The 26,377-nt window shown below is 51.8% G+C and carries 26 protein-coding genes and 1 tRNA gene; 14 read left to right on the forward strand and 13 right to left on the reverse strand.

All coding sequences use genetic code 11. The annotated features are described in order from the left end of the window. Positions 1 to 84 precede the first annotated feature (84 nt). Positions 85 to 411, forward strand: coding sequence for a cupin domain-containing protein (locus CKO_RS18010; RefSeq protein WP_012134962.1), 327 nt, complete (start codon positions 85 to 87; stop codon positions 409 to 411). A gap of 71 nt (positions 412 to 482) precedes the next feature. Here CKO_RS18010 and kduD read toward each other — a convergent pair whose 3' ends face one another. From kduD to CKO_RS18030, 4 genes are all read right to left on the reverse strand, one after another. Then, entirely contained in the window at positions 483 to 1,244 is a 762-nt protein-coding gene (gene kduD, locus CKO_RS18015) for a 2-dehydro-3-deoxy-D-gluconate 5-dehydrogenase KduD (RefSeq protein WP_005123393.1), read from the reverse strand. A gap of 56 nt (positions 1,245 to 1,300) precedes the next feature. After that, on the reverse strand, positions 1,301 to 2,137 hold the full coding sequence (gene kduI / locus CKO_RS18020; protein WP_024130911.1) for a 5-dehydro-4-deoxy-D-glucuronate isomerase: 837 nt from the start codon (positions 2,135 to 2,137) through the stop codon (positions 1,301 to 1,303). A 393-nt stretch (positions 2,138 to 2,530) separates the two neighbouring features. Then, on the reverse strand, positions 2,531 to 3,709 hold the full coding sequence (locus CKO_RS18025) for an acetyl-CoA C-acetyltransferase (protein WP_012134965.1): 1,179 nt from the start codon (positions 3,707 to 3,709) through the stop codon (positions 2,531 to 2,533). A gap of 107 nt (positions 3,710 to 3,816) precedes the next feature. Next, positions 3,817 to 4,695, reverse strand: coding sequence for a LysR family transcriptional regulator (locus CKO_RS18030; protein WP_012134966.1), 879 nt, complete (start codon positions 4,693 to 4,695; stop codon positions 3,817 to 3,819). Positions 4,696 to 4,798: 103 nt separating this feature from the next. Between CKO_RS18030 and CKO_RS18035 the strand changes: the two genes are divergently transcribed. Next, positions 4,799 to 5,254 (forward strand): multidrug/biocide efflux PACE transporter, encoded by a 456-nt coding sequence (locus tag CKO_RS18035; RefSeq protein WP_024130912.1) that lies wholly within the window; start codon positions 4,799 to 4,801, stop codon positions 5,252 to 5,254. A 141-nt stretch (positions 5,255 to 5,395) separates the two neighbouring features. After that, positions 5,396 to 6,625 carry an amino acid permease gene (locus CKO_RS18040; protein WP_012134968.1) on the forward strand — a complete coding sequence of 410 codons (1,230 nt, stop codon included), beginning with the start codon at positions 5,396 to 5,398 and terminating at the stop codon, positions 6,623 to 6,625. Between the two features lie 61 nt (positions 6,626 to 6,686). On the opposite strand, the gene CKO_RS18045 is transcribed toward CKO_RS18040, so the two are convergent. Then, a complete protein-coding gene (locus CKO_RS18045; protein WP_012134969.1) occupies positions 6,687 to 7,148 on the reverse strand; it encodes a hypothetical protein in 462 nt (153 codons plus the stop codon). Then, a complete protein-coding gene (locus CKO_RS18050) occupies positions 7,135 to 7,836 on the reverse strand; it encodes a winged helix-turn-helix domain-containing protein (RefSeq protein WP_012134970.1) in 702 nt (233 codons plus the stop codon). The genes CKO_RS18045 and CKO_RS18050 overlap by 14 nt, the downstream gene beginning before the upstream one ends. 689 nt (positions 7,837 to 8,525) lie before the next feature. Here CKO_RS18050 and CKO_RS18055 point away from each other — a divergent pair. Continuing rightward, entirely contained in the window at positions 8,526 to 9,227 is a 702-nt protein-coding gene (locus tag CKO_RS18055) for a helix-turn-helix transcriptional regulator (RefSeq protein WP_024130913.1), read from the forward strand. A gap of 32 nt (positions 9,228 to 9,259) precedes the next feature. Here the strand turns inward: CKO_RS18055 and rcnR are convergent, their stop codons facing one another. Beyond that, positions 9,260 to 9,532, reverse strand: a complete 273-nt coding sequence (gene rcnR / locus CKO_RS18060) for a Ni(II)/Co(II)-binding transcriptional repressor RcnR (RefSeq protein ID WP_012134972.1) — start codon at positions 9,530 to 9,532, stop codon at positions 9,260 to 9,262. Positions 9,533 to 9,652: 120 nt separating this feature from the next. Here rcnR and CKO_RS18065 point away from each other — a divergent pair, with 120 nt between their 5' ends. The 6 genes from CKO_RS18065 to CKO_RS18095 all read left to right on the forward strand — a co-directional run bounded on the left by CKO_RS18065 (position 9,653) and on the right by CKO_RS18095 (position 17,474). Next, the gene (locus CKO_RS18065) at positions 9,653 to 10,519 is read left to right on the forward strand and encodes a nickel/cobalt efflux protein RcnA (RefSeq protein WP_024130914.1); all 867 of its coding nucleotides are present in this window, start codon (positions 9,653 to 9,655) and stop codon (positions 10,517 to 10,519) included. 982 nt (positions 10,520 to 11,501) lie between these two features. Next, positions 11,502 to 12,035 carry a fimbrial protein gene (locus CKO_RS18075; RefSeq protein WP_012134978.1) on the forward strand — a complete coding sequence of 178 codons (534 nt, stop codon included), beginning with the start codon at positions 11,502 to 11,504 and terminating at the stop codon, positions 12,033 to 12,035. A 52-nt stretch (positions 12,036 to 12,087) separates the two neighbouring features. Further along, entirely contained in the window at positions 12,088 to 12,837 is a 750-nt protein-coding gene (locus CKO_RS18080; protein ID WP_012134979.1) for a fimbria/pilus periplasmic chaperone, read from the forward strand. A gap of 22 nt (positions 12,838 to 12,859) precedes the next feature. Next, the gene (locus CKO_RS18085) at positions 12,860 to 15,385 is read left to right on the forward strand and encodes a fimbrial outer membrane usher protein (protein WP_048902449.1); all 2,526 of its coding nucleotides are present in this window, start codon (positions 12,860 to 12,862) and stop codon (positions 15,383 to 15,385) included. Positions 15,386 to 15,388: 3 nt separating this feature from the next. After that, positions 15,389 to 16,726 (forward strand): fimbrial usher protein StbD, encoded by a 1,338-nt coding sequence (stbD, locus tag CKO_RS18090; protein WP_012134981.1) that lies wholly within the window; start codon positions 15,389 to 15,391, stop codon positions 16,724 to 16,726. Next, positions 16,692 to 17,474, forward strand: coding sequence for a fimbria/pilus periplasmic chaperone (locus CKO_RS18095; RefSeq protein WP_024130916.1), 783 nt, complete (start codon positions 16,692 to 16,694; stop codon positions 17,472 to 17,474). Before stbD ends, CKO_RS18095 begins: the two co-directional genes overlap by 35 nt. Positions 17,475 to 17,487: 13 nt before the next feature. Here CKO_RS18095 and CKO_RS18100 read toward each other — a convergent pair whose 3' ends face one another. From CKO_RS18100 to CKO_RS18110, 3 genes are all read right to left on the reverse strand, one after another. After that, a complete protein-coding gene (locus CKO_RS18100; RefSeq protein WP_024130917.1) occupies positions 17,488 to 17,760 on the reverse strand; it encodes a GNAT family N-acetyltransferase in 273 nt (90 codons plus the stop codon). A gap of 11 nt (positions 17,761 to 17,771) precedes the next feature. Beyond that, entirely contained in the window at positions 17,772 to 18,002 is a 231-nt protein-coding gene (yjdI, locus tag CKO_RS18105; protein WP_012134985.1) for a 4Fe-4S mono-cluster protein YjdI, read from the reverse strand. Between the two features lie 121 nt (positions 18,003 to 18,123). Further along, a complete protein-coding gene (locus CKO_RS18110; protein WP_024130918.1) occupies positions 18,124 to 19,677 on the reverse strand; it encodes an L-lactate permease in 1,554 nt (517 codons plus the stop codon). 492 nt (positions 19,678 to 20,169) lie between these two features. Between CKO_RS18110 and CKO_RS18115 the strand changes: the two genes are divergently transcribed. Genes CKO_RS18115 through CKO_RS18125 form a run of 3 tightly spaced genes read left to right on the forward strand, consistent with a single transcriptional unit; the run spans position 20,170 to position 23,015 of the window. Continuing rightward, positions 20,170 to 20,889 carry a (Fe-S)-binding protein gene (locus tag CKO_RS18115; protein ID WP_024130919.1) on the forward strand — a complete coding sequence of 240 codons (720 nt, stop codon included), beginning with the start codon at positions 20,170 to 20,172 and terminating at the stop codon, positions 20,887 to 20,889. 10 nt (positions 20,890 to 20,899) lie between these two features. Further along, on the forward strand, positions 20,900 to 22,327 hold the full coding sequence (locus CKO_RS18120; RefSeq protein WP_012134989.1) for a LutB/LldF family L-lactate oxidation iron-sulfur protein: 1,428 nt from the start codon (positions 20,900 to 20,902) through the stop codon (positions 22,325 to 22,327). Next, positions 22,320 to 23,015 (forward strand): LutC/YkgG family protein, encoded by a 696-nt coding sequence (locus CKO_RS18125; protein WP_012134990.1) that lies wholly within the window; start codon positions 22,320 to 22,322, stop codon positions 23,013 to 23,015. The genes CKO_RS18120 and CKO_RS18125 overlap by 8 nt, the downstream gene beginning before the upstream one ends. 96 nt (positions 23,016 to 23,111) lie before the next feature. Here CKO_RS18125 and CKO_RS18130 read toward each other — a convergent pair. Next, a tRNA-Gly gene (locus CKO_RS18130) sits at positions 23,112 to 23,185 on the reverse strand. Between the two features lie 79 nt (positions 23,186 to 23,264). Continuing rightward, complete coding sequence (actS, locus tag CKO_RS18135) at positions 23,265 to 24,011, reverse strand: amidase activator ActS (RefSeq protein WP_024130920.1); 747 nt, start codon at positions 24,009 to 24,011, stop codon at positions 23,265 to 23,267. Between the two features lie 200 nt (positions 24,012 to 24,211). On the opposite strand from actS, the gene idi reads away from it, so the two are divergent. Then, complete coding sequence (gene idi / locus CKO_RS18140) at positions 24,212 to 24,757, forward strand: isopentenyl-diphosphate Delta-isomerase (protein WP_012134992.1); 546 nt, start codon at positions 24,212 to 24,214, stop codon at positions 24,755 to 24,757. Between the two features lie 99 nt (positions 24,758 to 24,856). Here idi and lysS read toward each other — a convergent pair whose 3' ends face one another. Next, positions 24,857 to 26,374: a lysine--tRNA ligase gene (gene lysS / locus CKO_RS18145; protein WP_012134993.1), complete on the reverse strand. Its 1,518-nt coding sequence runs from the start codon at positions 26,372 to 26,374 to the stop codon at positions 24,857 to 24,859. Positions 26,375 to 26,377 lie beyond the last annotated feature (3 nt).

Consider the following 26,377-nt stretch of genomic DNA (forward strand, 5'->3'; position numbering starts at 1 on the left):
GTTCATTTGGTCTGCCATTTTCTTTTTCCCCGGTATGAACTAATTTAGTTGAAACATTGTTTCAATAAATAACAGGATCACCGCATGTTTATTTTTCATAATGAGACGACGCTTGAGGATCTGGGAAATGGCGTTACCCGGCGTATTCTGGCTCACGACGGCAACATGATGGCGGTAGAGGTGAATTTCGAAAAAGGCGCAATCGGGCCGTTGCACAATCATCCTCATGAACAGCTGACTTACGTTTTGTCCGGTGAATTTGAGTTTACTATTGGTGAAGAAAAGCATGTGGTGCGCGCTGGCGACACGCTATATAAACGGCCCAATATCATGCATGGCTGCGTGTGTTTACAACCGGGGACACTGCTGGATACCTTCACGCCAGTACGCGAAGATTTCCTCAACGCGTAAGCCATACGCATCCGGCCTGCACAGGCCGGATGTTATCGCCTCACCGGGGCGAGGCTTTTACGACATCAGAATTAACGCGCCAGCCAGCCGCCATCCACCGCAACGGTATAGCCGTTAATATAGTCAGATGCGCTGGACGCCAGGAACACCACCGGCCCCATCAGATCGCTCGGCAGACCCCAACGCCCCGCCGGAATACGGTCGAGGATTTCCGCGCTACGCTGCTCATCAGCACGCAGTTGCTGAGTATTGTTCGTCGCCATGTAACCCGGCGCGATAGCGTTCACGTTGATGTTATGTTTCGCCCATTCGTTCGCCATCAGGCGCGTTACGCCCATAACGCCGCTTTTAGACGCGGTGTAAGAAGGAACGCGAATCCCGCCCTGGAAGGAGAGCATAGAGGCGATATTAATAATTTTGCCGCCGTTACCCTGGGCGATGAAGTGCTTCGCCGCAGCCTGAGACATAAAGAACACGCTCTTAATGTTCAGGTTCATGACGTCATCCCAGTCTTTTTCACTGAAGTCGATCGCGTCTTCACGGCGGATCAGACCGGCGTTATTCACCAGAATATCGATGTGGCCGAATTCCGCCACCGCACGTTCAAGCAGGGCAGGAATACCGTCAATCTGACGCAAATCCGCCGTCAGACTTAAAAAACGGCGGCCCAGCGCGGTGACGCGTTCAATGGTTTCCGTCGGCTCAACAATGTTGATCCCGACAATATCACAGCCCGCTTCCGCCAGACCCAGCGCCATCCCCTGACCCAGACCGGTATCACAACCTGTGACTACCGCGACCTTACCTTCAAGAGAGAATGCATTCAAAATCATTGTTAATCCTTATTTTCTTAGTGCCTGTCACGGACAGACATGATTGCCGTCCGCGACTAGCGCAGATCTTTTACTGCAACGTGGTCCATATCATCAAAGACCTGGTTTTCACCCACCATCCCCCAGATGAACGTATAGGCCTGGGTGCCGACGCCGGAGTGAATAGACCAGCTTGGGGAGATAACCGCCTGCTCGTTATGCATCACGATATGACGCGTTTCCTGAGGCTGCCCCATCATATGAAAGACGCAGGCGTTCTCTTCCATGTTGAAATAGAAGTACACTTCCATGCGGCGTTCATGGGTGTGACAAGGCATGGTGTTCCACAGGTTGCCGGGCGCCAGTTCGGTCAGGCCCATGCTCAGCTGGCAGGTCTCCAGTACGTCCGGCACGAAGTATTTGTTAATGGTGCGGCGGTTACTGGTGAGGTTGTCGCCCAGAGTGACCGGCGCGACATCGGCTGGCGTCACTTTTTTAGTCGGGTAAGTGGTATGCGCCGGCGCGCAGTTGTAGTAGAACTTCGCCGGATTTGCGCCATCAACGCTGGCGAAAACAACTTCTTTCGCGCCTTTACCGACGTATAAGGCATCGCGGTGGCCGATCTCATAGCACTGACCATCGACAGCAATCGTGCCCGGCCCGCCGATGTTGATCACCCCCAGTTCACGACGCTCCAGGAAGTAGGTAACGCCCAGCTGTTTACCAACTTCACCGCCAACGGAAACCGTTTTCGCTACCGGCATGATGCCGCCGACAATAATGCGGTCGATGTGGCTGTAAACCATGGTGTATTCATCAGCAACAAACACTTTCTCGACCAAAAACTCGTTGCGCAGCCCCTGGGTGTCCAGCGTTTTAGCGTGCGCGCTGTGGATGCTCTGTCTTACGTCCACATCAACCTCCAATAATAAACCGACCGTGAATGTCAGAACGGAAGGCGAAACACCGTTCCGTTTTACTTTATGCGGTAATGATATCCCTCCAGAAACGGGTTTTCAATTACAAATAAAACGTTGTTTCATTTTTTCCGCATCTTATTATCAAAAGTGTAATTGCGATCACGTCAGCGCGAGATTTCCCTTTAACAGGCACAGGTGGAGATGCTTAAAATAAAATTAAAAACAATAAGATAGGTTTATCAGGTGAATATGGGAGCAGCGTGTGCTCCTGAAAAGAAACGCCGGATTGCTGCAACCCGCGGCGTCAGGGAGGGGAAATATCAGCACATATTGCGGCTGGCGCGGTTGGCAGCGCCAGCACGGGGGAAGCGGAAAATGAAGGCGGTCTTAATCTCGTTCGATAGCAAGCGCCACGCCTTGCCCGCCGCCAATGCAGAGCGTCGCCAGGCCCTTTCGCGCATTGCGTTTAACCATCTCATGCACCAGCGACACCAGAATCCGGCAGCCGGATGCGCCAATGGGATGACCGAGCGCAATCGCTCCGCCGTTAACGTTCACCCGGCGTTCGTCCCACTCCAGCATTTTGCCGACGGATAACGCCTGCGCAGCAAAAGCCTCGTTAGCCTCGATAAGATCCACGTCCGCCAGCTGCCAGCCTACCCGTTCAAGACAACGTCGGGTGGCGTAAACGGGTGCGATGCCCATCAGTGCGGGATCGACGCCGACGCTGGCAAAAGCGCGAATACGCGCCAGTATGGGTAAATCCAGTTCCTGCGCTTTGGCTTCGCTCATCATCATGACGGCAGCCGCGCCATCGTTAATTGACGAGGCATTGCCCGCCGTGACCGAGCCGAGGAGATCAAATGCCGGGTTCAACTGGGCCAATCCTTCCGCGCTGGCATCGGTTCTTGGCTGCTCATCAGTATCGACAACGACAGGCTGGCCGTTACGCTGGGTGACAACCGGGACAATCTCAGCTTTAAAACGCCCGGCATCAATGGCCGCCCGCGCTTTTTGCTGGGAACTGAGGGCATAGGCGTCCTGCAATTCGCGGCTGATGCCGTATTCCCGCGCCAGATTTTCAGCGGTAACGCCCATGTGGTAATCGTTAAACGCATCCCACAAGCCGTCGTGAACCAGGCTGTCCACCAGTTGGCTGTTACCGAGCTGCGCCCCTGTGCGGCTGTCGGTAAGAACGTGCGGCGCCCGGCTCATGTTCTCCTGCGCGCCGGCAATGACAATATCCGCCTCGCCGCACTGAATCGCCTGTGTAGCCAGGTGCAGCGCTTTCAGGCCGGAGCCGCAGACATCGTTGATGGTGATAGCGGAAACGGTGTTGGGCAGCCCACCTTTGATGGCTGACTGCCGCGCCGGGTTTTGTCCTGCGCCCGCCGTGAGCACCTGACCGAGGATAACTTCATCGATAGCATGTACATCAACGCCGGTACGCTCCATCAACGCTTTTACCACCATGCTGCCCAGTTCAACGGCAGAATGGCGGGACAGCGTTCCCTGGAAGCATCCGATCGGCGTACGTAAAGCCCCAACTATCACAACCTCTTTCATCACCACCTCAGCGCAAAATAACACCGCAATAGTAGAGGATTGTTAAAGATAATTATCCTGCTTGTTTAAAAATGGTGAGTTTTATCACAAAGGAAATTGCAGCTATTTTAATCAGCCGGTATACGCCCCTGCTGTAAATGATCGCGGAGCCAGCTTCCCGCCGCGCCCGGCGGCGACTTCTTGTTCCAGAGAAGATCAATCGAGATCGCCTTTGGCCAGCCGGGCACATCCAGTTGCACCAGCGGTTTTTCAGCCGCGAACTCTTCCACCAGCGCGCAAGGCAATGCGCACCAGCCAAATCCCTGTACCGACATACTCAGTAATAACAAATAGTTAGGTGCAGACCAGGCCGGGCCGCGCGCCACGCTGGCGCCATTTTCCAGATAGGTATTCAGCCGCAGTTCACGCCAGGTATGCAGCTGATCCCATTGCAGGGTTTTCTGCGCGGCCAGAGGATGCGAGGCCGCCACGTAGAGTCCCATCCAGGTTTGCATGGGCAGGCGCGTCACCCCCATCTCGGTAGGGTAATGATTGCGCGCTTCAATCAGCCCAACCTGCGCGCGTCCCTTTTGCAGGAGATCGATGACATCTTCATCTTCGCCGATCAGACATTCAAATTCCGTATGGGGAAACTGGCGGTCGAACTGCACCATTAATTCTTCCAGAACGTCTGGATGCAGGGTGTCGGATAGCACGAATGTCAGACGGGTTTCTGTTTCGCCAGACAGGGATAACGCCACCTCATCCAGACGATCGCTTGCTGACAGAATAGCCTGCACATAGCTGAGCACCCGCTTGCCCTCTTCCGTCAGCACTGGCTGTCGTGAAGAGCGATCAAACAGTGAAAACCCCAGATCGGCTTCCAGGTGGGCAATCGCCGTACTGACGGTGGACTGACTTTTCCGTAACCGGCGCGCCGCAGCGGAAAACGAGCCGCAGGAGACCGTCTCAACAAATGCGATCAATGCTTCGGGAGAGTAGCGCATGAACTATCTACTTTATCGATGGATTCTATCTTTTATATATCATATTAAACGATAAAATGCCTGACATTCCGTTTTCCCGGAGATGAAAAAAAGGTTTGATCCTATGCAACATGATTTAGTCCAACGCCGTTCGCTACTCGAACGCATTTTCCATGCGGTCTGCTTCGAAGGCATTGCCACCGCCATTCTGGCCCCGACTACCGCCTGGCTGATGCAGCGCTCAGTGCTGGAAATGGGAGGCTTAACCATTCTGCTGGCAACCACGGCGATGATCTGGAATATCATCTATAACGCGCTGTTTGACCGCTTCTGGCCGTCACACGTAGTGACGCGCACCGCTAAAGTTCGCGCACTGCACGCGCTGGGATTTGAAAGCGGCTTTATCGTTATTGGTGTAAGTATTGTCGCCTGGGCGCTGAACGTCAGCCTGTTGCAGGCCTTCACGCTGGAAATCGGTTTCTTCCTTTTCTTCCTGCCATACACCATGTTCTACAACTGGGCCTATGACACGTTGCGTCTTCGCGTAGTAAGACGCCGCCAGCAGCGCGTTACTGCCTGATAATGCTCTGTTTAGCCGGAACATTCCCCGTTCCGGCGCTTCCTGCCTGCCCTCGCACACCGCTTTAGTTTCCCCAGCCCCATGCCATTTATGGTAAATTGCGCTTCTTTTTGTTTATTTTATAGTTGATACGTTCAAATAATGTCGAAAATTTGGTCAAAAGAAGAAACTCTCTGGAGTTTTGCACTATATGGGACTGCGGTCGGCGCAGGCACCCTTTTCCTCCCCATTCAGTTGGGTTCCGCGGGGGCCATCGTGCTGTTTATTACCGCACTGGTTGCCTGGCCTCTGACTTACTGGCCTCATAAAGCGCTGTGCCAGTTTATCCTCTCTTCGAAAACCTCCGCTGGCGAAGGGATCACCGGTGCGGTAACGCATTACTACGGCAAGAAGATCGGCAGTCTCATCACCTCGCTATACTTTATTGCGTTTTTCGTGGTGGTCCTGATTTACGCCGTGGCGATAACCAATTCTCTGACGGAACAGCTGGCAAAGCAGATGACGATAGACCTGCGGGTGCGTGTTCTGGTCAGTCTGGGCGTCGTATTGATTCTGAATCTGATTTTCCTGATGGGACGACATGCGACTATCCGCGTGATGGGCTTTTTAGTGTTTCCGCTTATCGCCTATTTCTTATTTCTGTCGCTTTATTTGACCGGAAGCTGGCAGCCCGCGTTATTGACCAGCCAGATGTCTTTCGATCGGCACACACTTCATCAGGTATGGATATCCATTCCGGTGATGGTTTTCGCTTTTAGCCATACGCCCATTATCTCCACGTTTGCTATCGACAGACGTGAAAGATACGGCGAGCAGGCCATGGGTAAATGCAAAAAAATCATGAAGGTGGCTTATCTGATCATTTGCCTGAGCGTGCTGTTTTTCGTTTTCAGCTGTCTGCTCTCCATTCCGCCATCCTATATTGAAGCCGCGAAACATGAAGGCGTGACCATCCTGTCAGCGCTGTCTATGATGCCAGCCGCACCGGCATGGCTCTCCATTTCAGGGATTATTGTCGCCGTTATCGCGATGTCAAAATCGTTTCTGGGCACCTATTTTGGAGTGATTGAAGGGGCAACAGAGATAGTACGAACGGCGTTACTTCAGACTGGCGTGAAGAAAAGCCGGGCATTTAATCGCGCCCTGTCTATCATGCTGGTCTCGCTGATTACCTTTGTCGTTTGCTGCATTAATCCCAACGCCATTTCGATGATTTATGCGATCAGCGGCCCGCTTATCGCCATGATTTTGTTTATCATGCCGACGCTGTCGACCTATCTGATCCCCGCGCTCAAACCATACCGCTCTCTGGGAAATCTGCTTACCCTGATTGTGGGTCTGCTTTGCGTGTCCGTGATGTTTTTTGGCTAATCTCAATACAAAACGGCTCATCCACCTGAAGAGGGGCGAGCCGTTTTACTCAGTCTTTAATCTATCGGCATAATAGTGAGGGCGACCCGACTGTCGTAAACGTCCAGCCTTCCCGCCAGGGTTGTATCAAAAACGAGAACGTCGCGTCCTTTGATAAATAAATAAGCGGCATAGCCTTGCGTTCATGACTGCCCTGTAATTCGTCAGACGGATATCGGACCAGATTATGCGTCGTAATAATATAGTTTTGCTGCAACTTCTGGTACGTAAAATAAATAATCCGGCTAATTTTATAAGAATGAGCGTCGGGCGTATTCAACACGCCGGTTAATGTCACGATTCCCTGATGATTATGCATCTGGTAGGTAATATCACCAGCAAAAAGTTCATGGTCAATATCCCAGACGGCATAACCACTGCAATCAATTTTCGGGTTAATGCTGTGTGTATACCAGAGTCCTCCACCGCCCACAATGAAGAACGTGATAATAATAGCCGCGGCCAGTATTTTAATTTTCATCATTTATCGAATAGTAGGTTATACACTTTACGGACGGATTTTCTCTGGCATCCTCCGGGCATATAATCGCCGTGATATTTTTTGCGCTGCTCATTCCTGAGAGAAACACATAGTTATTGTTATCGCAAATCTCGCGATGTTTGTGCATAAAGCGAATATAATTTTTCTCCAGCACATCATTCCCTTTTTGCAGGACGGTACAGGATGAAAAAGTCTCGGAATCCAGAACCTCATAAGACGACAGCAGAGACTCTGGAGACATATAAAACAGGCTGGCGGCAATGCTTATCATCACCACCAGAAGCGCCAGTCCGCAAAGCGCCGCAGGCCGCGAGAGATGGCGCTTTTTTATTGGCGTGTCTCCCTTCGGCTCCATTTGGGGTTCAACAATCTGCGCCGGCGCTTCGATCGCTGATGCTTTTGCGGTTATCTCATCCGTCTGAATATTCGCTGAAATCATCATACCGCGACGGGCAATGGTTTTTATAAGATCGCGCGGTAACCCAATATCACTTAACGCATTTCTTAGAATGAGAATCGTCTGATAAAAAGTATTCGCCGAGGTAACATGATTCTTCTCTCCCCAACCCGCTGTAATCAGCTGGTTTTGAGAAACCACCGTGTTGTTATGCTGAATAAGATATAAAAGGATAAGGCTTGCAGGACTTTGTAACGTTACGGTCTTCTGCATTGCGCTATTCGATAACGCCCGATTTCCAGGGTGAAAGTCAACCAGGTTATTAATTGTGTAACATCTGGCGTGTTTTAACAAATCCGACACAGTATTCCTTCTGGCATTCACATGATGAATGCCATGCTACAAAATTCTTATATCGAGATCACTATAAATATTTGATTATGCGATTACTATCAAACGCCAGCGGTAAAATTACTTATAAATCAAAAACCTTAAGTCAAAAAAGATCATTTGTTCTTAATTAAGACTATTTTTAAAGCATTTTCATGCTCTCCTGATATTATTACGATAAGCTTAAAAAGCACACAAATACATAATTTATTAATTATGAAAAACAATAGCGATTTTACAATTAAGATACAACAATTAACATTAATGCAACTTTTGTCCATAAATGCCATTTAACAAAATATCTTAAACATTTTTGCAATATAACTATTCCTGGATTTTGCTATAAAAGTCCTGGATGCTAAATTGTTTCTGTCTCTGACGAGACGTCGCCCCAGGAAAATAAGTAGCATGTAAATAGCCACTATTATAAATACATCGCAAAGCTTTAAGAAAAATAGCAATAAGTGATATACATCGATTTTTTACGCACGCTAATTGCCGTCTGGCAAAGTATTGACATATTTAAAAACGGATGAAATTATGAAATTATCTACGGATAGGGAGGTTCCTGTATGGAGCTGGATGTTAAATTAAAAAACCTTACGTGCAGTAGTTGTTCTTTACATTGTAAAATAATGCCAGAAAAATCACCTCGTTTACAATATTGTGCTAACGCATGTTTTTGTATGTGGCCGGAAGAAAGTATCTACTTTAACAGAGGTGTTATTGAGGGAATTTTAAATAATAATCATAATGCCCGATTAAATGGTTATATTTTTGTCGATTTTTCTATCAGCTTTTTGCGGCTGTTTCTCGACAAACAGTGGATTGATTATCTCGCCAGTACGCGTATGGGTATTGTACTGGTGAGCGATCGGAACATGCAGTCGTTAGCCAACTACTGGCGTAAACATCATCCGGCGGTTTCTGTCGTCATTTATCACGATGATGGACTGGCGGTTGCAAATGAAAAAATCAGACAAGTATTTATTGGGCGACATCTGTCTTTTACAAAAGGGAATACCCTGACCCAGACGGAGTTCATCATTATGGGTAACATGGTTGCAGGGAAAAATCCGCATCAAATCGCCGAGTTACTGAGTATGGATATCCGCAGCGTCTATGCTTATAAACAGAGGATCGAGAAAAGAATGGGCGGGAAGATAAACACGCTGTTTATTCATTCGCATCCACTCTCCAATGAAAAAGCCGCATTCCCAATGATCACAAAGGAATGCAAAGGCTCGCTTATTCATCTGCAAAGACGGCGTTAGCATTGAAGACAACAGTCGGGCACCGGTCCCGGCTATTTTATATAGGAATCCAGCACCTTCAGGATCACCTCCAGATCGTCTTCGCGCTTCACTTCATCGCTCTGATGAACAATGTGTTCGGTCAGATGCCCTTTGATCACCTCACGCATTAATCCGTTCACCGCGCCGCGTATCGCCGCGATTTGCTGCAATACCGCGGCACACTCGTGAGGCTCATCCAGCATTTTTTTCAGTGCGACAACCTGCCCCTGGATTTTACTGGCGCGAGCTTTAAGTTTTTGTTTATCCCGGATCGTATGTGACATAACAACGCCTTATTAACATAAATCATTATGGATTATAGCATTGTGACTCTACTGGGGGGTAGTATTTGGTACTGGGGGGGAGTAGAATGCGGGGAAATAAGACAACTAAGAATCATTCTCATGGGCGAATTTTCAACATTACTTCAGCAAGGAAACGCCTGGTTCTTCATTCCCAGCGCCATTCTGTTGGGCGTATTACATGGGCTGGAACCCGGGCACTCCAAAACGATGATGGCGGCGTTTATCATCGCCATCAAAGGGACGATTAAGCAGGCTGTGATGCTGGGGCTGGCAGCCACGCTTTCACATACCGCCGTTGTGTGGCTTATCGCCCTGGGCGGCATGTACGTCAGCAGAGCGTTTACCGCAGAATCCGTGGAACCCTGGCTACAGCTGGTCTCCGCCATCATTATTCTGAGCACGGCGTTCTGGATGTTCTGGCGTACCTGGAAAGGGGAGCGGGACGGGTTGGCTAACAGGCTTCCTGCCCACACTCACCACCATCACGACCATGAGCACCACCATCACGACCACGACCACGACCATCACCACGACCACCAGCATGTTCATATTTCCCTGAAGGGGCTAACGGACGGATCGCACGCCTGGCAGGATGCCCATGAACGGGCGCATGCAACCGATATTCAGCGCCGCTTTCACGACCGGGAAGTGACAAACGGACAGATTTTACTGTTTGGCCTGACGGGCGGCCTGATCCCTTGCCCGGCAGCCATCACCGTATTGCTGATCTGCATCCAGCTTAAAGCCTTCACGCTGGGAGCCACGATGGTACTGTGCTTCAGCATTGGTCTGGCGTTAACGCTGGTAGCCGTTGGCGTGGGCGCAGCCATCAGCGTGCAACAGGCCGCAAAACGCTGGAGCGGATTTAATACCCTGGCGAGAAAAGCCCCCTATTTCTCCAGCATACTGATCGGTCTGGTGGGGCTTTATATGGGAATGCATGGTTATCTGGGCATTATCCGCTAATTGTTCCCCGCCTTTTTCCACAAACGTGCAGCGACCCAAGTGCTGCACGTCCGTTCATATCAATTTTTCGCAAGCCATGAGCAGACCGTAGGCGGGCGGTAAGCCGCTCTGATGAGTGAAGCGCATTAACGAATCTTTCCAGAAAGTCGCCTGGCCGTATAATTCGATGCTATTACCCGACGCGTATTGCAGTTCTGCGCTTTTGCGACAAGCGCGCAGGCATTGCGGATTTATTGCGGAAAAATTGTTCTCTCCCACGCTCAACATCAGCATAATTCCGCGCAGAAAACACGCTTCATGCGAACAAAACGCACTATATCAACTGGCAACTTAAATACGATTGCATCAATTGTTGATCTTAATCAAATGGGGTTTATTGGAAACTAAGCCTTTTAAGCTCCAAAAGATCCAACAAAATAAAATAAAATTCCTAAAGTAAAGAGTACGCACCTAATAGTCAGTAACAGAAACAGTATAGCGATGCTGATGATTATTATAAAACCGGTATCTGTTTACATCACACATTCAATTAATTAACTCACCGGCATGGAACGACTTTACGGCTAAATCATTAATACCAATAAAGCGAATATCTAATTATCTTAATATCGACACAACCGATCTATTTCCAGTTTTTAATAGCCAGCGCCTATTGCAAAAGATTTATTCGGATGTTTTAAACGATTTTCATATTTAAGATTACTGTCGTTAAAATTCCGGCATAAGAAAAAAGATATATTTTCAGATGGGCTATTTGTCGCCTGGGACGCATTGTTGAATAAAAACTGAGAAGGCGCGTGCAGCAGCACATTTTCCTATTTCAACGCCTCAACACCAGGATTAATACCAATATTTTCGCCAACACTGACTTAATACAGCAACATTCCAGCACAGTGCCATTTTTATGAATGTCCCTGAGCATTGGGAACACCCTGAATTCTCAGGGTAAATCAACACGACTGAATGAAAATGGAGTTTAGTTATGAAACTGAATCGTGCCCTAATTCCGGCGCTGGTGATCTCCGCGATCTATTCTGCGGGCGCGCTGGCTTCTGATAATACCATTACATTTATGGGAGAAGTTTCTGATGAAACCTGTTCCGTATCGGTAAATGGTTCTGAGGCCTCACCTGTCGTCTTACTGCCTACCGTCACGGTAAACACCTTGAACACCAATCAGGTTGCAGGACAAACGACCTTCGACATCGGCGTCAGCGGATGCACCGGCTCAGCCTCCGGGATCAATATTTCAACCGTCTTCGTCGGAAATAACATCAGCGCCACGACCGGAAACCTGGCCAGCAATGGCTCGGCGAGCGATGTTGAAATTCAGATCCTCGACACCAGCGATACAGAGATCGATTTTCGCAACGCGTTTAATGGCGGCGGAGATTTAGCGCTGGCGGCAAATGAGACATCAGCCACGGCAACCTACAAGGCCCAATATTACTCAGGGGGCGCAGCAACCACCGGTACGGTGCAGGCCTCCATGCAATACGCGGTTTCTTACCAGTAATTTAACCCAGGCGGGAATTTCGTCCCGCCCTCTTTCGACCAGGGAGTAATAAATGAACCCCATTCGCGACGCCCTGTATTCTCTCGCGGGGTTTCTGTTTATCTTTTTTACACTCTGGAGTGAACACGTCGCCGCCAGTATTACCATGACCGGGACGCGAATTATTTATAATGGTTCAGCCAACTCTGTCGATGTTCATTTAAAGAATAAAGATTCCTTCCCTTACGTGGTCTCAACCTGGTTCGATAACGGCAATATGGCAGACGGGCCGGAGAAATCAGCTCAACTTCCCTTTATCGCCACGCCGCCGGTATTTCGTATTCAACCCGGCGAAGGGCAAATTATTCGGATTGTTTTTACGGCGGCCCAGTCCCTGCCACAAGACAGGGAATCTCTGTTCTATTTTAATTTTATGCAGGTTCCGCCCGCGAATGTGGGCCAACGTAGCCAGGATCAGGGCAATCAAAACAGCCTGCTGATCATGCTACGCAACCGGGTGAAGTTATTTTATCGTCCGGCTGAATTAAACGGTAATCCACAAAAAATGCTGGCGAACCTTCAGGTCACGCGAACGGGTCAAAACGGCATCACCATTAAAAATAATCAGCCTTATTACATCACCATTGCCGGGCTACAGTTGATCAATGTCTCAGAAACCCGCGCCCAAAAAGCAGGCATGATTGCCCCTTTCAGCAGTGAGCGTTATGTCTTTACCGACGCCCGATCGGCTGCAAATCAGCGTGTTCGCATCACGTTGATTAACGATCAGGGAGCCAGAATCAGTGAAGATTTTCCTCTTTAATCGCCCGGCGGGTTTCGGCCTGATGGTATGCGTTACGGCATTTTCCGCTGCGACCAGGGCCGATTACTATTTTGATCCCGCGCTGCTCCAGGGGTCCGCATACGGTCATGGTCTGGATCTCCAGCGCTTTAATCATACCCAAGACAGCGTGCCTGCGGGTGAATACGTGCTGGATGTTTATCTTAATAACCAGTTGATTCGCCAGCAGGAAAAGATTGAACTTATCGCATCCGCCACGCCGGATAACGCCGTCGAACCTTGTCTGCCGTTTGAGGTGGTTCGAGCCAGCGCGATTCGCACCCGCTCCTCTGCGGCGTCTTCAACGCCGCACTGTCTGCGCATCAGCGAGACCGGGCAAAAAATCAGTTGGCAAGTGGATATGGCGAAGCTGCGCCTGAATATGACGATTCCTCAGGCCGGGCTTTACCACGCTCCCCGGGGGTATATTCCCGTTTCCGAATGGGACGCCGGAGAGACCGCGCTGTTTTTGCGCCACAATACCAATTTTTATCATACGGAAAATACAGACTCACACCTGCGCTACGACTACCTGTGGAGCAATATCAATGGCGGTTTCAACATCGGGCTGTGGCAATTTCGCCATCAGGGGAACCTCCGCTATGCCGATGACAACCAGACGGGTAGCCACTACAAATACAATGCGGTAGCGACTGCGATTCAGCGCCCTCTTCCTCAGTTTGAGAGCGTGATAGCGTTTGGGGACAATTACACCAACAGCAGCCTGTTCGGCAGCCTCTCATTCAACGGCATAAAACTGAACACCGATCAACGGATGTGGCCGCAGGGCAAACGCGGTTACGCGCCGGAAGTGCGCGGCGTGGCGACCACAACCGCCCGCGTGGTGGTACGCCAGCAGGGTAAAGTGATTTACGAAACCACCGTCGCGCCCGGCGCTTTTGTTATTAACGATCTCTACAATACCCGTGGTCAGGGCGATCTGGCCGTCGATGTCATCGAAGCGAACGGGCAAATCTCAAGTTTTACCGTTCCCTACTCGGCGGTTCCTGATTCCGTTCGACCGGGAAACTGGAACTATGAGCTGGCAATGGGCTACGTTCGCCACTACTACAGCGTGGAGAATAAATTTGTCGAAGCCGTTTTGCAGCGCGGGATGAGCAACACGCTAACCGCCAATTTGGGTTCACGGCTGGCCGATGATTATCAGGCGTTTCTGCTGGGCGGGGTGATGGCAACATCCGTCGGGGCATTCGGCCTCAATACCGTTTACTCAAACGCCAGAGTCGAAAACGACGATAACGAGCAGGGCTGGCGCATTGAGGCCAGCTACAGCAAAACGTTTACCACCGGCACAAATCTGGTGCTGGCGGCCTACCGTTACTCCACCAGCGGTTATCGTGATTTGCAGGATGTGCTGGGCGTGCGCCGTCAGCAGAAAAACAGCGTGGCGTATTATTCGGATACGCTGCACCAGCGTAATAACTTTTCCGCCACGCTCAGCCAGCCGATGGGCGACTGGGGCATGGTTAGCTTCACCGGCAGTACGTCAGATTACTACAGCGACGCGTCGCGCATCACCCAACTCCAGTTTGGCTACAGCAACAGCTGGCGCAACATCACCTTTAATCTTAGCGCCGCCAGACAGCGCAGCAGTTATGCCAGCCGCTACGACACCAGCGTAAACGACCAGGATTTTGACCGCGAAAACCAGCGTAAATACACCGAAAACACGCTTTCACTGGGGATCTCCATCCCCTTCGATGTTGGCGCCAGCCGCACGCAGCTAAATCTGGATATGAATCGCAGCCGCGACGTTCGCACCGCCACGGTGGGGATAAGCGGCGCCACGGGCGAGAACAGCGCCACATCCTGGGCCGTTTATAGCGGCCTGGAGCGAGATAAGCACGACGGCAGCAGCGCAACCTGGGGCGGCAACGTGGAGCAACGAACCGCCGTCGGCGCGTTTCGCGGCTTTGCCTCCCGCGGCAGCGATTACCAGCAATATGGTCTGGGGATGTCCGGCACGCTGGTTGCGCACCGCGGCGGGATCACCGCTGGCCCCTACACCAGCGATACATTTGCGCTTATCGAAGCGCCAGGCGCACGCGGCGCGGCGGTACGTAACGGGCAAGGCGCAACGGTCGATTATTTCGGCTATGCCCTGCTCCCTTCCATGACCCCCTATCGCTATAACACCGTAAGCCTGGACAGCGGAAACATGAATGCCGAAGTAGAGCTACAGAGCGGCAGCAAGCGCATCGTGCCCTACGCCGGCGCGATTTCCCGCGTGAAATTCATGACCACCAGCGGTAAAGCGGCACTCATCAACACAACGCTTCCCGATGGCGACCAGCCGCCGATGGGCGCTGACGTGACGGACGGCCACGGCGAATCCGTGGGAATGGTCGGCCAGGGCGGGCAAATTTACGCCCGACTGGCGGAACAATCCGGCGTGCTGTTCGTACAGTGGGGGCAAAAATCCACGCAGCGATGCCAGGTCTGGTATCAACTACCGGCTAAAACGCATACGCCGCTGTACCAGCTCACACTACCTTGTCGTCAGGAATAACGTATGAAAATCAGACAGCTCTTTTACGGCCTGTTATTCAGCGGCATGGTTGCGCATCCCGCCTTGTCCGCCTGCATCAAGGTCACGTCAGCCAGCCCCCTTTCTCAGGCGGCGAAAGACGCAGGCTATGTGGGCGCCAGTTGGGGCGGCGTGGGGGATGGCGATGTAAAAGGGAAACTGGGCTTGCCCGGCGTCATTACCTTAAGCAACGGGACGGGATTTCAGAGCGAAGGCACGTTGCTGGGCAGCGCCGCTGCCAGTTTCGTCCCCAATGGACGAACGCAGGGCGTCACGACCAATCAGATTATGTTTCGCTGTACCGTTTCCGAAATCGGCCAGGTATATGAATACTACGCCACCAACGGCGACGATTACTGGGGAGGCATGGTCGACGTACCGGGAATCGACGGCGCTTACTACACCTACGTTAAAAACGTGGCGGTCAGGCTGACCAATCTAAAAACCGGAGAATATTACTCCCGTTACTGGAAAGCGCGCGCAATCCCGGAAAGTGAAATGTTCAATGACGGCACCTATATCTACATCCCAGCCAGCGCCTTTAGCGACGTATTTGTTGAACTGTTTCGGGTTGATGACAGCGCCAGAGGCGTTGATGGTTCCAACCGTTATACCTATCCCTACGCGGGACCGGCAGGCTATATTGCTTTCCACGGCGGCGGCATGAGTTCAGGGCTTTTCGAGGGCGCTGACAGCCGAACCAACTATAGCGGCTGGGGCGCGGCGCAGTGGCCCGGCGGCTGGACGTTAACCAGCCAGACCGTGTTCGTGCGCGGCGCCGCCTGCCGGGTCAACGACTATCCCGCCATTGTCAGGTTACCGCCAGCCAGCGTTGGCGAACTCATCAGCGGCGGCAGCAGTCAGGCTCCTTTTAGCATTAGCGTTGAATGCGAAACCGGGGCGTTGTCCGGCACGACGGCGTCCACCAGCTTAAGAGCATATGTGGCGATGGGATTCCTGGTCAGCAACCCCACCGCAGCCAATGCGGCCTCTCAGTTGGGCCTCAAGACCGGTTCCGGCGCCTATACATGGCTACTCGACAATCATTATGGCGTAAACGGCGTTGCATCAGGCGTTGGCATTCGCCTCTACAGCGACAAGCAAAATGGCAATGCGCTGAATCTTCTGCCCAACCGAATAGCCACAGCCACGGGCAACGCGGGCGGCTGGTACGGCTATCAGGATCTGACCACGCAAACCGCCAGCGGCTCAACCAGCCTCTACAGCGGCGACTTTACCGCCTCTCTGGAAGCGATTCCGGGGGAAAACGTAACAGCAGGAACGGTCTATGCACAGCTCCAGGTGGTGGTCAGTTTTCAGTAACTGGCCCACATACACGCTTCTTATCGTCTGGACAGGATGGACGGCGCCCCCCGCACGGGCCGTGGTCAATACGGAAGTGACTCGCGTTATTTTTAACGCCGGAGAGAGCCATTATTCGCTGGCGCTGGCAAATTCAGCGCAGCACCCTGCCCTGGTTCAAATCTGGACGGATGAAGGCGATCCGCTGAGTCAGCCTGCTGAGACCATCACGCCCATCGTCGCGATACCGCCCGTATTCAAAATGCAGCCGACGGAAATTCGGACGGTAAAGTTACAGCTCGCAGAGAAGCCTGAGTTAGCGCGCGAGCGGGAGTCGCTTTACTGGCTGAATATCTACCAGATCCCGCCGATGACCGATCAGGATGCGAAAACGCGGCAAAAACTCGTGCTGCCGCTGCGCATCCGCATGAAAGTGTTTATTCGTCCACAGGGCGTTGGGCCATTGAGAGAGCAGGATGGCGAACGGCTGACCTTCACATTCCAGCCGCAGGAGGCGCAGCTTTATGTTAATAACCCGACGCCGTGGTACATCACGCTGGCAGCGCTGGCGTGCGACAACACCAGCGCAACGCCGCTGATGATCGCTCCGCTGTCTTCACAACCGCTAGCGTTATCCGGGAAAGTGGGACATTGTCGTACCGTCAGGTACGAGCTTATCAACGACCACGGTAATCGCTGGGTTTATGAGAAACCGATAATAAACAGCGGAGCGCCGGAAAATACCGTGGGCAGAAACCCACGGCGATGACCGGTAAAACGCATCAGGCGCGGATATCGTCATACTCGCGCGTTTTATCGAACTCATATTTGGCGAAAGGGCAAAGCGGAATAACCTTGCGGTTCTCCTGGCGCATCTTTTCAACCACCTTCGCGACAAGCTGTTTACCGACGCCCTGCCCCTTCAGACTGGGATCGACATCCGTATGCTCAATAATGCTCAGATGTTCGCCCGTCGGTACAAATACGATTTCGGCGACCTGATTACCCGCAGCATCATTCACATAAAATTTGTTGTGGCCTTCGAGTATCTCCATCATTTCCTCACTTATTTCTGGCAGTATTTCAGCGCGCCGCTCGGACAGGTATCAATAACACGCACAACCGTTGCCACATCCACTTCATCCGGGATGATCCACGGCTTACGTTTCAGATTAAAGAGCTTCGCGCTACCGCGCACGCAATTACCCGAGTGCTGACAAATGGCCGTATTGAAATAGACATCGATTTTCTCGCCGGTATAGGCCCGGTAACCCGCATCCAGTAGTTCCTGATCCATGACATTGCCTCTGTAATTGTTATGTTTTCGCTAGTAAGCATAGCCCCGTCAAAGTGGCGTGGCTACAGGAAAACAGAGGCATTTGCCAGTTGATGAACAGTCGTCGTTGCGCAAAATAACGTTAAGTCATAAACCAGTAATAAAAGAGACCAACTTTTAATCCAAGAATCACAATATAGGCACAGCAGTACTTCATGGTGCCAGACATTATCTGATTCGCCTGTCCTTCCATTTTGGTTGCCGAAACCGCAATGGCGATACTTTGCGGTGAAATCATTTTCCCGCCTGTTGCGCCGGAGGTATTTGCCGCAGCCAGCCAGTTTGGATCAATATTTAATTTACTGGCGGCAATGGTTTGTAGTTTGCCAAACAGAATATTCGAGTTGGTGTCGCTGCCGGTAACAAACGTTCCCAGCGCGCCAATCACCGGAGCGAGAAAAACGTACGAGCTTCCGGTCAGATCGACAATCGACTGGGCCAGCGTGGAGATAATACCGCTAAGATCCATTACCGTTGCCAGAGCGACGATCGCCATAATCGCGACAATGGAATTTTTAAGCTGGAATACGGTCTTGATAAACACTTCCAGCATACCGCGTGCTGATGCCCCCTGAATAAAACCGCCAATAATGGTCGCAAAGATGATCAACATTCCGGGCGTGGTGACCCATTCGACTTTCAGCGCCAGCGTTTTGCCATCGGCCAGCGTAAAATGCAGCACCGAAGCCAACTGAGAAGCCGCCGCTTTTATCGTTGGGAATAACGGCGAGCACAGCAGAATAAAGACAAAAATAAACAGATAGATAGAACCGACCCGGAACAGCACTTTCGCCGAGCGCGGCGTCGTTTCACGGGTGTGGCTGACTTCAATGCGCCACTCGGGATCTGTTTTCCCTTTGCGCAGGCGGCTGGCAATTGCGACGGCAAAAAGACTGACCAGGCTGCCGGCAAAAGCGGGTAATTCTGCCCCGAGATGTATGGCGACAAAATACTGCGGAACAAGCGTTGTGATACCGCAAAGCAGCGTAATAAGGAACACGCCGCGAATGGCTTTCAGGCCACCGCCAATAATGCAAATTATGACAAACGGCAGCAGGATATTAAAAAGGGCTAATTGCAGAATAATCGTTCCGCCTAAGGTGTAAACCGGCAGATTAACCTGTTCAGCCAGGATAGAGACCGGAATACCAACCGCCCCGAACGCCGTGGGTACGGTGTTGGCCACAAGTGAAGCAATTGCTGCCTTCAGTGGGTTGAATCCCAGCGCGATGAGAATACCGATAGGTATCGCGACCGCCGTACCGTACCCGGCAGCCGCTTCAAGGAATCCACCGAAACACCACGAAATCAGCAGTACCTGAATACGCTTATCTTCGCTAATACTGGCGAGAATATCGCGGAGAATATCCAGCGCTTTGGTCGCCTGCATGACGTTATAACTGAATATAGCGCCGAGGATCACAATCACGATCGGCCATAATCCTTTCAGTGCGCCATAACCCATCGAGGCTTTAAGATTTTGTACTGGCATGTCCCAGAATATTGCAGACAGCGCGGCAGTGAATGCCAGCGAAATCAAAACTGAATAATGGATGGGCATTTTCAATTTCAGAATTAAAAATACCATAAGCAGCAAAGGAGAGAGTGCCAGGGCAAACATAAAATATTCGTTCATTACTATTCCTGATTGGTTCATTAAACCTGATTTATATTTATGGTGGGGAGGCTACATTGCTGGCCAAATGAAATATGTAAACTGAATCGCTTCAGTGAATAAAGTAATTATGATTTGTAGTTTTGTAACTATTGTAATCTTTTAATTAAAATTCAATGCCAGGCAAATATACTTAAGAGCAAGACAGATACCTATAAATAGTTATTTAACAACCTGTTTAATAATGATATTGACGAAATTAGTAATCACTTGAAACTATTTTTCGGACGTTCACATCGCTGTGGTTTTCATTATAAAAATGTGAGCGATGCCGAAATAAATAAACCCGGGTATTGCATATGGGTATTGATTGGTGGATTATTCCATTTTGTCATACAAATGAACGTAGAGTAGGATAAACCGAAAAACAATGGTCGTTTTTATTATTGATTTATGACCCGGTGGCCGGTTGCCATCGGGGCTAAATAGAAGTGAAGCAATGGAGCATTAATTGTGAATGTAAATTTCTTTGTTACCTGTATTGGTGACGCGCTGAAATCACGGATGGCACGAGACTCCGTATTGCTGCTGGAAAAACTGGGCTGCCGCGTTAATTTCCCCGAGAAGCAAGGGTGTTGCGGCCAGCCAGCCATCAACAGCGGCTACATCAAAGAAGCGATCCCTGGGATGAAAAACCTGATCGCAGCGCTGGAAGACAACGACGACCCGATTATCTCTCCTGCTGGCTCCTGTACCTACGCGGTAAAAAGCTACCCAACATATCTGGTCGATGAGCCTGAATGGGCGTTACGTGCGGAAAAGGTCGCCGCGCGCATGCAGGATCTCACCTCCTTTATCGTTAATAAACTGGGTGTGGTGGATGTGGGAGCCAGCCTTCAGGGCAGAGCCGTCTATCACCCATCCTGTAGCCTGACCCGCAAGCTGGGAGTGAAGGAAGAGCCGCTCACGCTACTGAAAAATGTGCGCGGGCTGGAGCTATTGACGTTTGCCGATCAGGATACCTGCTGCGGATTTGGCGGGACGTTCTCGGTCAAAATGGCCGAAATATCCGGCGAGATGGTGAAAGAGAAAGTCTTACACCTGATGGATGCCCGGCCTGAATATTTGATTGGCGCAGACGTCAGCTGCCTGCTGAACATTGGCGGTCGACTGCAACGGGAAGGCCAGCCGGTCAAAGTGATGCATATTGCTGAAGTGCTGATGAGCCGCTGAGGGGAAAGAGATGTCGATAAAAACCAGCGATGTAGAATTTAAACTGCGCATTCGTCAGCAAATTGAAGATCCGATCATGCGCAAAGCCGTGGCCAATGCGCAGGAGCGAATCGGCGCGAATCGGCAAAAAATGGTCGATGAGTTAGGGCATTGGGACGAATGGCGTGACCGTGCCAGCCAGATCCGCGATCACGTTCTGAGTAATCTCGACGCTTACCTGTATCAACTCACCGAGAAAGTGACGGAAAACGGCGGGCACGTCTACTTCGCCAAAACCAAAGAAGAAGCCACCCGCTACATTTTACAGGTCGCCCAAAGTAAAAACGCGCGCAAGGTAGTGAAGTCCAAGTCGATGGTGACCGAAGAGATTGGCGTCAATCATGTGTTGCAGGATGCCGGAATTCAGGTGATCGAAACCGATCTGGGCGAGTATATTCTCCAGTTGGATCAGGACCCGCCTTCACACGTTGTAGTTCCGGCAATCCATAAGGATCGCTATCAGATCCGCCGCGTGCTGCATGAACGTCTGGGCTATGACGGCCCGGAAACGCCAGAAGCGATGACCTTATTCATCCGCCAGAAGATCCGCGAGGATTTTCTCAGCGCTGAAATCGGTATTACCGGCTGTAATTTCGCCGTGGCGGAAACCGGATCGGTGTGCCTGGTGACCAACGAAGGCAATGCGCGGATGTGTACCACGCTGCCGAAAACGCACATTGCGGTGATGGGGATGGAGCGTATCGCCCCCACCTTTGCCGACGTGGATGTACTGATCACCATGCTGGCGCGCAGCGCCGTTGGCGCACGTTTGACGGGTTACAACACCTGGCTGACCGGCCCACGCGAGGCAGGCCACGTTGACGGGCCGGAAGAGTTCCATCTGGTTATCGTGGATAACGGGCGCTCCCAGGTACTCGGTTCTGAATTTCGCGACGTGCTGCGCTGCATTCGCTGCGGAGCCTGTATGAACACCTGCCCGGCATACCGCCACATTGGTGGACACGGCTATGGCTCTATCTATCCCGGCCCTATCGGCGCGGTGATTTCCCCGCTGCTCGGCGGTTATAAGGATTTTAAAGATCTGCCGTATGCCTGTTCATTATGCACGGCCTGCGACAGCGTCTGCCCGGTGCGCATTCCGCTGTCAAAACTGATCCTGCGCCATCGCAGAGTGATGGCCGAAGAGGGCATTACCCCGAAAGCCGAGCGACGGGCGATCAAAATGTTCGCTTATGCCAATAGCCATCCTGGGCTGTGGAAAGTCGGGATGATGGCGGGCGCCCATGCGGCAAGCTGGTTTATTAATGGCGGTAAAACGCCGCTTAAAGTCGGCGCTATTGGTGACTGGATGGAGGCGCGAGATCTCCCTGATGCTGACGGAGAGAGTTTCCGTAGCTGGTTTAAGAAACATCAGGCAGAGGAGAAAAAGAATGGATAACCGTAGCGCGTTTTTAAACACCATCGCCCAGGCGCTGGGCCGCCCGCTGCGATTCGAACCGCAGGCAGATACGCTGCCGGTTAACAACTATGCGAACGAGCGACTGACCGAACTTAGCCAGCAGCAGCGCTGCGACGCGTTTATCCAGTTTGCGAGCGATGTCATGCTGGTACGCTGCGAACTGACCAGCGAAGCGCAGGCGCCGGAAGCGGCGTTACGCCTGTGTGAAGAACTGGGGCATAAATCGGTGGTGCTCAGCGGCGATAGCCGACTGGTTGAACTGGGCATCACCGAACGCTTGCAACAGGAATGCAACGCCGTGGTCTGGGCCCCGGCCCGGGGAGCAGAAAATGTTACCCAAGCCGAACAAGCGAAAGTCGGCGTAGTGTATGCCGAATATGGCTTAACGGAATCGGGCGGTGTGGTGCTGTTTTCCGCGCCTGAGCGCGGGCGTTCATTAAGCCTGCTGCCGGAGTCCTCGATTTTCGTGCTACGCAAGAGCACCATTCTGCCGCGCGTGGCACAACTGGCGGAAAAACTGCATCAGAAATCGCAGGCCGGTGAACGCATGCCATCGTGTATTAACATCATCAGTGGACCCAGCTCAACGGCGGATATCGAACTGATCAAGGTGGTCGGCGTGCATGGCCCGGTTAAGGCGGTATATCTGATTATTGAAGATTGTTGATACGGCTGTTAATGACCGCACTACTGGCACGGACGCCATAATAGCGGGCAGTTAATCCTGTTGGGCGTTGAATGCGGAGTTCAGGAAACTTGAAGCTGGAGCGGGCGAAGGGAATCGAACCCTCGTATAGAGCTTGGGAAGCTCTCGTTCTACCATTGAACTACGCCCGCTTCGAGATGCGTAAGGCATTATAAACCTTACGCTCTTATTGACAAGGTGCTTGCTCACTGACTGGCGATTAATTCACCGTCAGCATTTTGGTTTGCTCCCCTGCGGCGGTAAATAACGCAGCGGATCAATCGCTGTTGCGCGGTAGCGAATCTGGAAGTGCAAGCGAACAGAATCCGCATCAGTGCTCCCCATTGTGGCAATTTTCTGCCCGGCTTTCACGCTCTGCCCGTTGTTAACTAACAGCGTGTCGTTGTGGGCATAAGCGGTGATGTAATCCTCATTATGTTTAATCATGATGAGGTTCCCGTAACCGCGTAACTGGTTGCCGACATAGACCACCTTCCCTGCCCCTGCCGCATAAATCGGCGTGCCGCGCGCGGCGGAAATATCAATGCCTTTATTGCCGCCTTCCGCCGTTGAATAAGGCAAAATGACTTTGCCGCTGGCAGGCCAGCGCCAGCAACGTTGTCCTACCGGAGGCCAGGACGATTGCGGCACAGAAGAAGATGGTCTGACTGCCGCCGTTTTCGTAGAGGATTTCGCCGTGGTCGCACGCGATGAACCGGAACGCTTCGTCCCGCCGCCCAGTTTCAGTTTTTGCCCTATCTCAATAGTGTAAGGCGGGGAAATACCGTTCAGGCGGGCAAGTTCTTTCACGCTGGTTCCCGTCGTGCGCGAAATGCGGTAGAGCGTATCTCCCCGCTTAACGGTATAGACGGAACCCGAATCAGAAGATTGATTGCTGGAGCAGCCCGCTAAAAGCAAGCCTGCACAAAGCAGCATCACAATACTCAGGCTCTTGTTGTTCAGGCGTCCTGCACTCAAAACTATTCCTCGCAACATTTCAAACGCCTTATCATAGCAGCCAAAAGCCAGATGCCCAATGTATTGCCATCGGCGTCACGATATCTCCTTCTTGCCGCCGCTACTTTTGGTAATGCCTTTCCACCCTATATAGACTACGCTAGTTGCCAGAGTATATGGCTTGCAGCAGTATGCGGCTATTTTCATATTCAGGAGTTTTTATGACCGGGGAACATGTCATATTGCTGGATGAGCAGGGTAATCCTGACGGCATACTGGAGAAATATGCGGCTCATACCTCTGATACCCTTTTACATCTCGCCTTCTCATGCTGGTTGTTTAACGCGCAGGGGCAATTGCTGGTCACTCGCCGCTCGCTCAGTAAAAAAGCGTGGCCGGGAGTCTGGACCAACTCAGTATGCGGACACCCACAGCAGGGAGAAAGCACTGAAGCGGCAATTATCCGACGCAGCCGTTTTGAGCTTGGCGTCGAAATTACCAACCTGACGCCTGTCTATCCAGATTTTCGCTATCGGGCAACTGACCCGAATGGCATCGTGGAAAATGAGGTCTGTCCGGTATACGCCGCGCAGGTGACCAGTGCGCTACAGGTAAACCCGGATGAAGTGATGGATTACCAGTGGAGCGGCCTGGAAACCGTACTGCAAGCATTGAGCGCGGCGCCGTGGGCGTTCAGTCCGTGGATGGTATTGCAGGCGTCTGACGACAAGGCGCGTGAGTTGTTGCGGGAGTATAACCAGGGGTAATTTACTGGCTTTGTGCCCGGTGGCGCTGTGCTTACCGGGCCTACAGAGGTGCAAAACGTAGGCCGGATAAGGCGAAGCCACCATCCGGCATCTCACGTCTTATTTTACCGGGCGCATCGCCGGGAACAGAATCACGTCGCGGATGGTGTGGCTGTTGGTGAACAGCATTACCATGCGGTCGATACCAATTCCCAGACCCGCTGTCGGCGGCAGACCGTGCTCCAGAGCGGTAACGTAGTCTTCGTCGTAGAACATCGCTTCGTCGTCACCGGCTTCTTTCGCGTTAACCTGATCCTGGAAACGCTGCGCCTGATCTTCTGCATCGTTCAGCTCGCTAAAGCCGTTACCGATTTCACGGCCGCCGATGAAGAATTCAAAGCGGTCGGTGATTTCCGGGTTCACGTCGTTACGGCGCGCCAGCGGAGAAACCTCTGCCGGATATTCGGTGATGAAGGTCGGCTGAATCAGGTGCGCTTCCGCCACTTCTTCGAAGATCTCAGTTACAATGCGGCCCAGGCCCCAGCTTTTCTCAACCTTGATGCCGATAGATTCAGCGATCGCTTTGGCGGAGTCGAAGTTATCCAGATCGGCCATATCCGTTTCAGGACGGTATTTCTTGATAGCCTCGCGCATGGTCAGTTTTTCGAACGGCTTGCCGAAGTCGAACACTTCATCGCCGTAAGGCACTTCAGTTTTGCCCAGGATATCCTGCGCCAGCGTACGGAACAGCGATTCGGTCAGTTCGATCAGGTCTTTATAGTCCGCATACGCCATATAGAGTTCCATCATGGTGAACTCTGGGTTATGACGAACGGAGATCCCTTCGTTACGGAAGTTGCGGTTGATTTCGAACACACGCTCGAAGCCGCCAACCACCAGACGCTTCAGGTACAGTTCCGGCGCGATACGCAGGTACATGTCCAGATCCAGCGCGTTGTGATGGGTGATAAACGGACGTGCTGCCGCACCGCCAGGAATCACCTGCATCATCGGGGTTTCCACTTCCATAAAGCCGCGGCCCACCATGAACTGACGAATACCCGCCATAATCTGTGAACGGACTTTAAAGGTGTTACGGGATTCATCGTTAGAGATGAGATCCAGGTAACGCTGGCGATAGCGCGCTTCCTGATCCTGCAAGCCGTGGAATTTATCCGGCAGCGGACGCAGCGCTTTGGTCAGCAGACGCAGTTCGGTGCAGTGGATGGACAGCTCACCGGTTTTGGTCTTGAACAGCTTCCCTTTCGCGCCGAGGATATCGCCCAGATCCCATTTTTTGAACTGCTCGTTGTAAACGCCTTCCGGCAGATCGTCACGGGCAACGTACAGCTGAATACGGCCGCCGACATCCTGCAACGTAACGAAAGACGCTTTACCCATAATACGACGGGTCATCATACGGCCCGCAACGGACACTTCGATGTTCAGCGCTTCCAGTTCTTCGTTCTCTTTCGCGTCGAAGTCAGCGTGCAGTTGGTCTGAGGTGTGATCGCGACGGAAATCATTCGGGAACGGGATACCCTGCTCGCGCAGGCTAGCCAGCTTCTCGCGGCGCGTTTTCAGTTCGTTGTTAAGATCGGTTACCGCGTCAGCGCCCTGTGCGTGTTGTTCAGACATGTT

It is taken from the genome of Citrobacter koseri ATCC BAA-895, assembly GCF_000018045.1.
GTDB classification, from domain to species: domain Bacteria; phylum Pseudomonadota; class Gammaproteobacteria; order Enterobacterales; family Enterobacteriaceae; genus Citrobacter_B; species Citrobacter_B koseri.

Coding starts and splice junctions, on each gene's coding strand:
- CKO_RS18010 (WP_012134962.1), top strand. CDS start 85: ATGTTTATTTTTCATAATGAGACGACGCTTGAGGATCTGGGAAATGGC.
- kduD (WP_005123393.1), bottom strand. CDS start 1,244: ATGATTTTGAATGCATTCTCTCTTGAAGGTAAGGTCGCGGTAGTCACA.
- CKO_RS18025 (WP_012134965.1), bottom strand. CDS start 3,709: ATGAAAGAGGTTGTGATAGTTGGGGCTTTACGTACGCCGATCGGATGC.
- CKO_RS18030 (WP_012134966.1), bottom strand. CDS start 4,695: ATGCGCTACTCTCCCGAAGCATTGATCGCATTTGTTGAGACGGTCTCC.
- CKO_RS18035 (WP_024130912.1), top strand. CDS start 4,799: ATGCAACATGATTTAGTCCAACGCCGTTCGCTACTCGAACGCATTTTC.
- CKO_RS18040 (WP_012134968.1), top strand. CDS start 5,396: ATGTCGAAAATTTGGTCAAAAGAAGAAACTCTCTGGAGTTTTGCACTA.
- CKO_RS18045 (WP_012134969.1), bottom strand. CDS start 7,148: ATGATGAAAATTAAAATACTGGCCGCGGCTATTATTATCACGTTCTTC.
- CKO_RS18050 (WP_012134970.1), bottom strand. CDS start 7,836: ATGCAGAAGACCGTAACGTTACAAAGTCCTGCAAGCCTTATCCTTTTA.
- CKO_RS18055 (WP_024130913.1), top strand. CDS start 8,526: ATGGAGCTGGATGTTAAATTAAAAAACCTTACGTGCAGTAGTTGTTCT.
- rcnR (WP_012134972.1), bottom strand. CDS start 9,532: ATGTCACATACGATCCGGGATAAACAAAAACTTAAAGCTCGCGCCAGT.
- CKO_RS18065 (WP_024130914.1), top strand. CDS start 9,653: ATGGGCGAATTTTCAACATTACTTCAGCAAGGAAACGCCTGGTTCTTC.
- CKO_RS18075 (WP_012134978.1), top strand. CDS start 11,502: ATGAAACTGAATCGTGCCCTAATTCCGGCGCTGGTGATCTCCGCGATC.
- CKO_RS18080 (WP_012134979.1), top strand. CDS start 12,088: ATGAACCCCATTCGCGACGCCCTGTATTCTCTCGCGGGGTTTCTGTTT.
- CKO_RS18085 (WP_048902449.1), top strand. CDS start 12,860: ATGGTATGCGTTACGGCATTTTCCGCTGCGACCAGGGCCGATTACTAT.
- stbD (WP_012134981.1), top strand. CDS start 15,389: ATGAAAATCAGACAGCTCTTTTACGGCCTGTTATTCAGCGGCATGGTT.
- CKO_RS18095 (WP_024130916.1), top strand. CDS start 16,692: ATGCACAGCTCCAGGTGGTGGTCAGTTTTCAGTAACTGGCCCACATAC.
- CKO_RS18100 (WP_024130917.1), bottom strand. CDS start 17,760: ATGGAGATACTCGAAGGCCACAACAAATTTTATGTGAATGATGCTGCG.
- yjdI (WP_012134985.1), bottom strand. CDS start 18,002: ATGGATCAGGAACTACTGGATGCGGGTTACCGGGCCTATACCGGCGAG.
- CKO_RS18110 (WP_024130918.1), bottom strand. CDS start 19,677: ATGAACGAATATTTTATGTTTGCCCTGGCACTCTCTCCTTTGCTGCTT.
- CKO_RS18120 (WP_012134989.1), top strand. CDS start 20,900: ATGTCGATAAAAACCAGCGATGTAGAATTTAAACTGCGCATTCGTCAG.
- CKO_RS18125 (WP_012134990.1), top strand. CDS start 22,320: ATGGATAACCGTAGCGCGTTTTTAAACACCATCGCCCAGGCGCTGGGC.
- idi (WP_012134992.1), top strand. CDS start 24,212: ATGACCGGGGAACATGTCATATTGCTGGATGAGCAGGGTAATCCTGAC.
- lysS (WP_012134993.1), bottom strand. CDS start 26,374: ATGTCTGAACAACACGCACAGGGCGCTGACGCGGTAACCGATCTTAAC.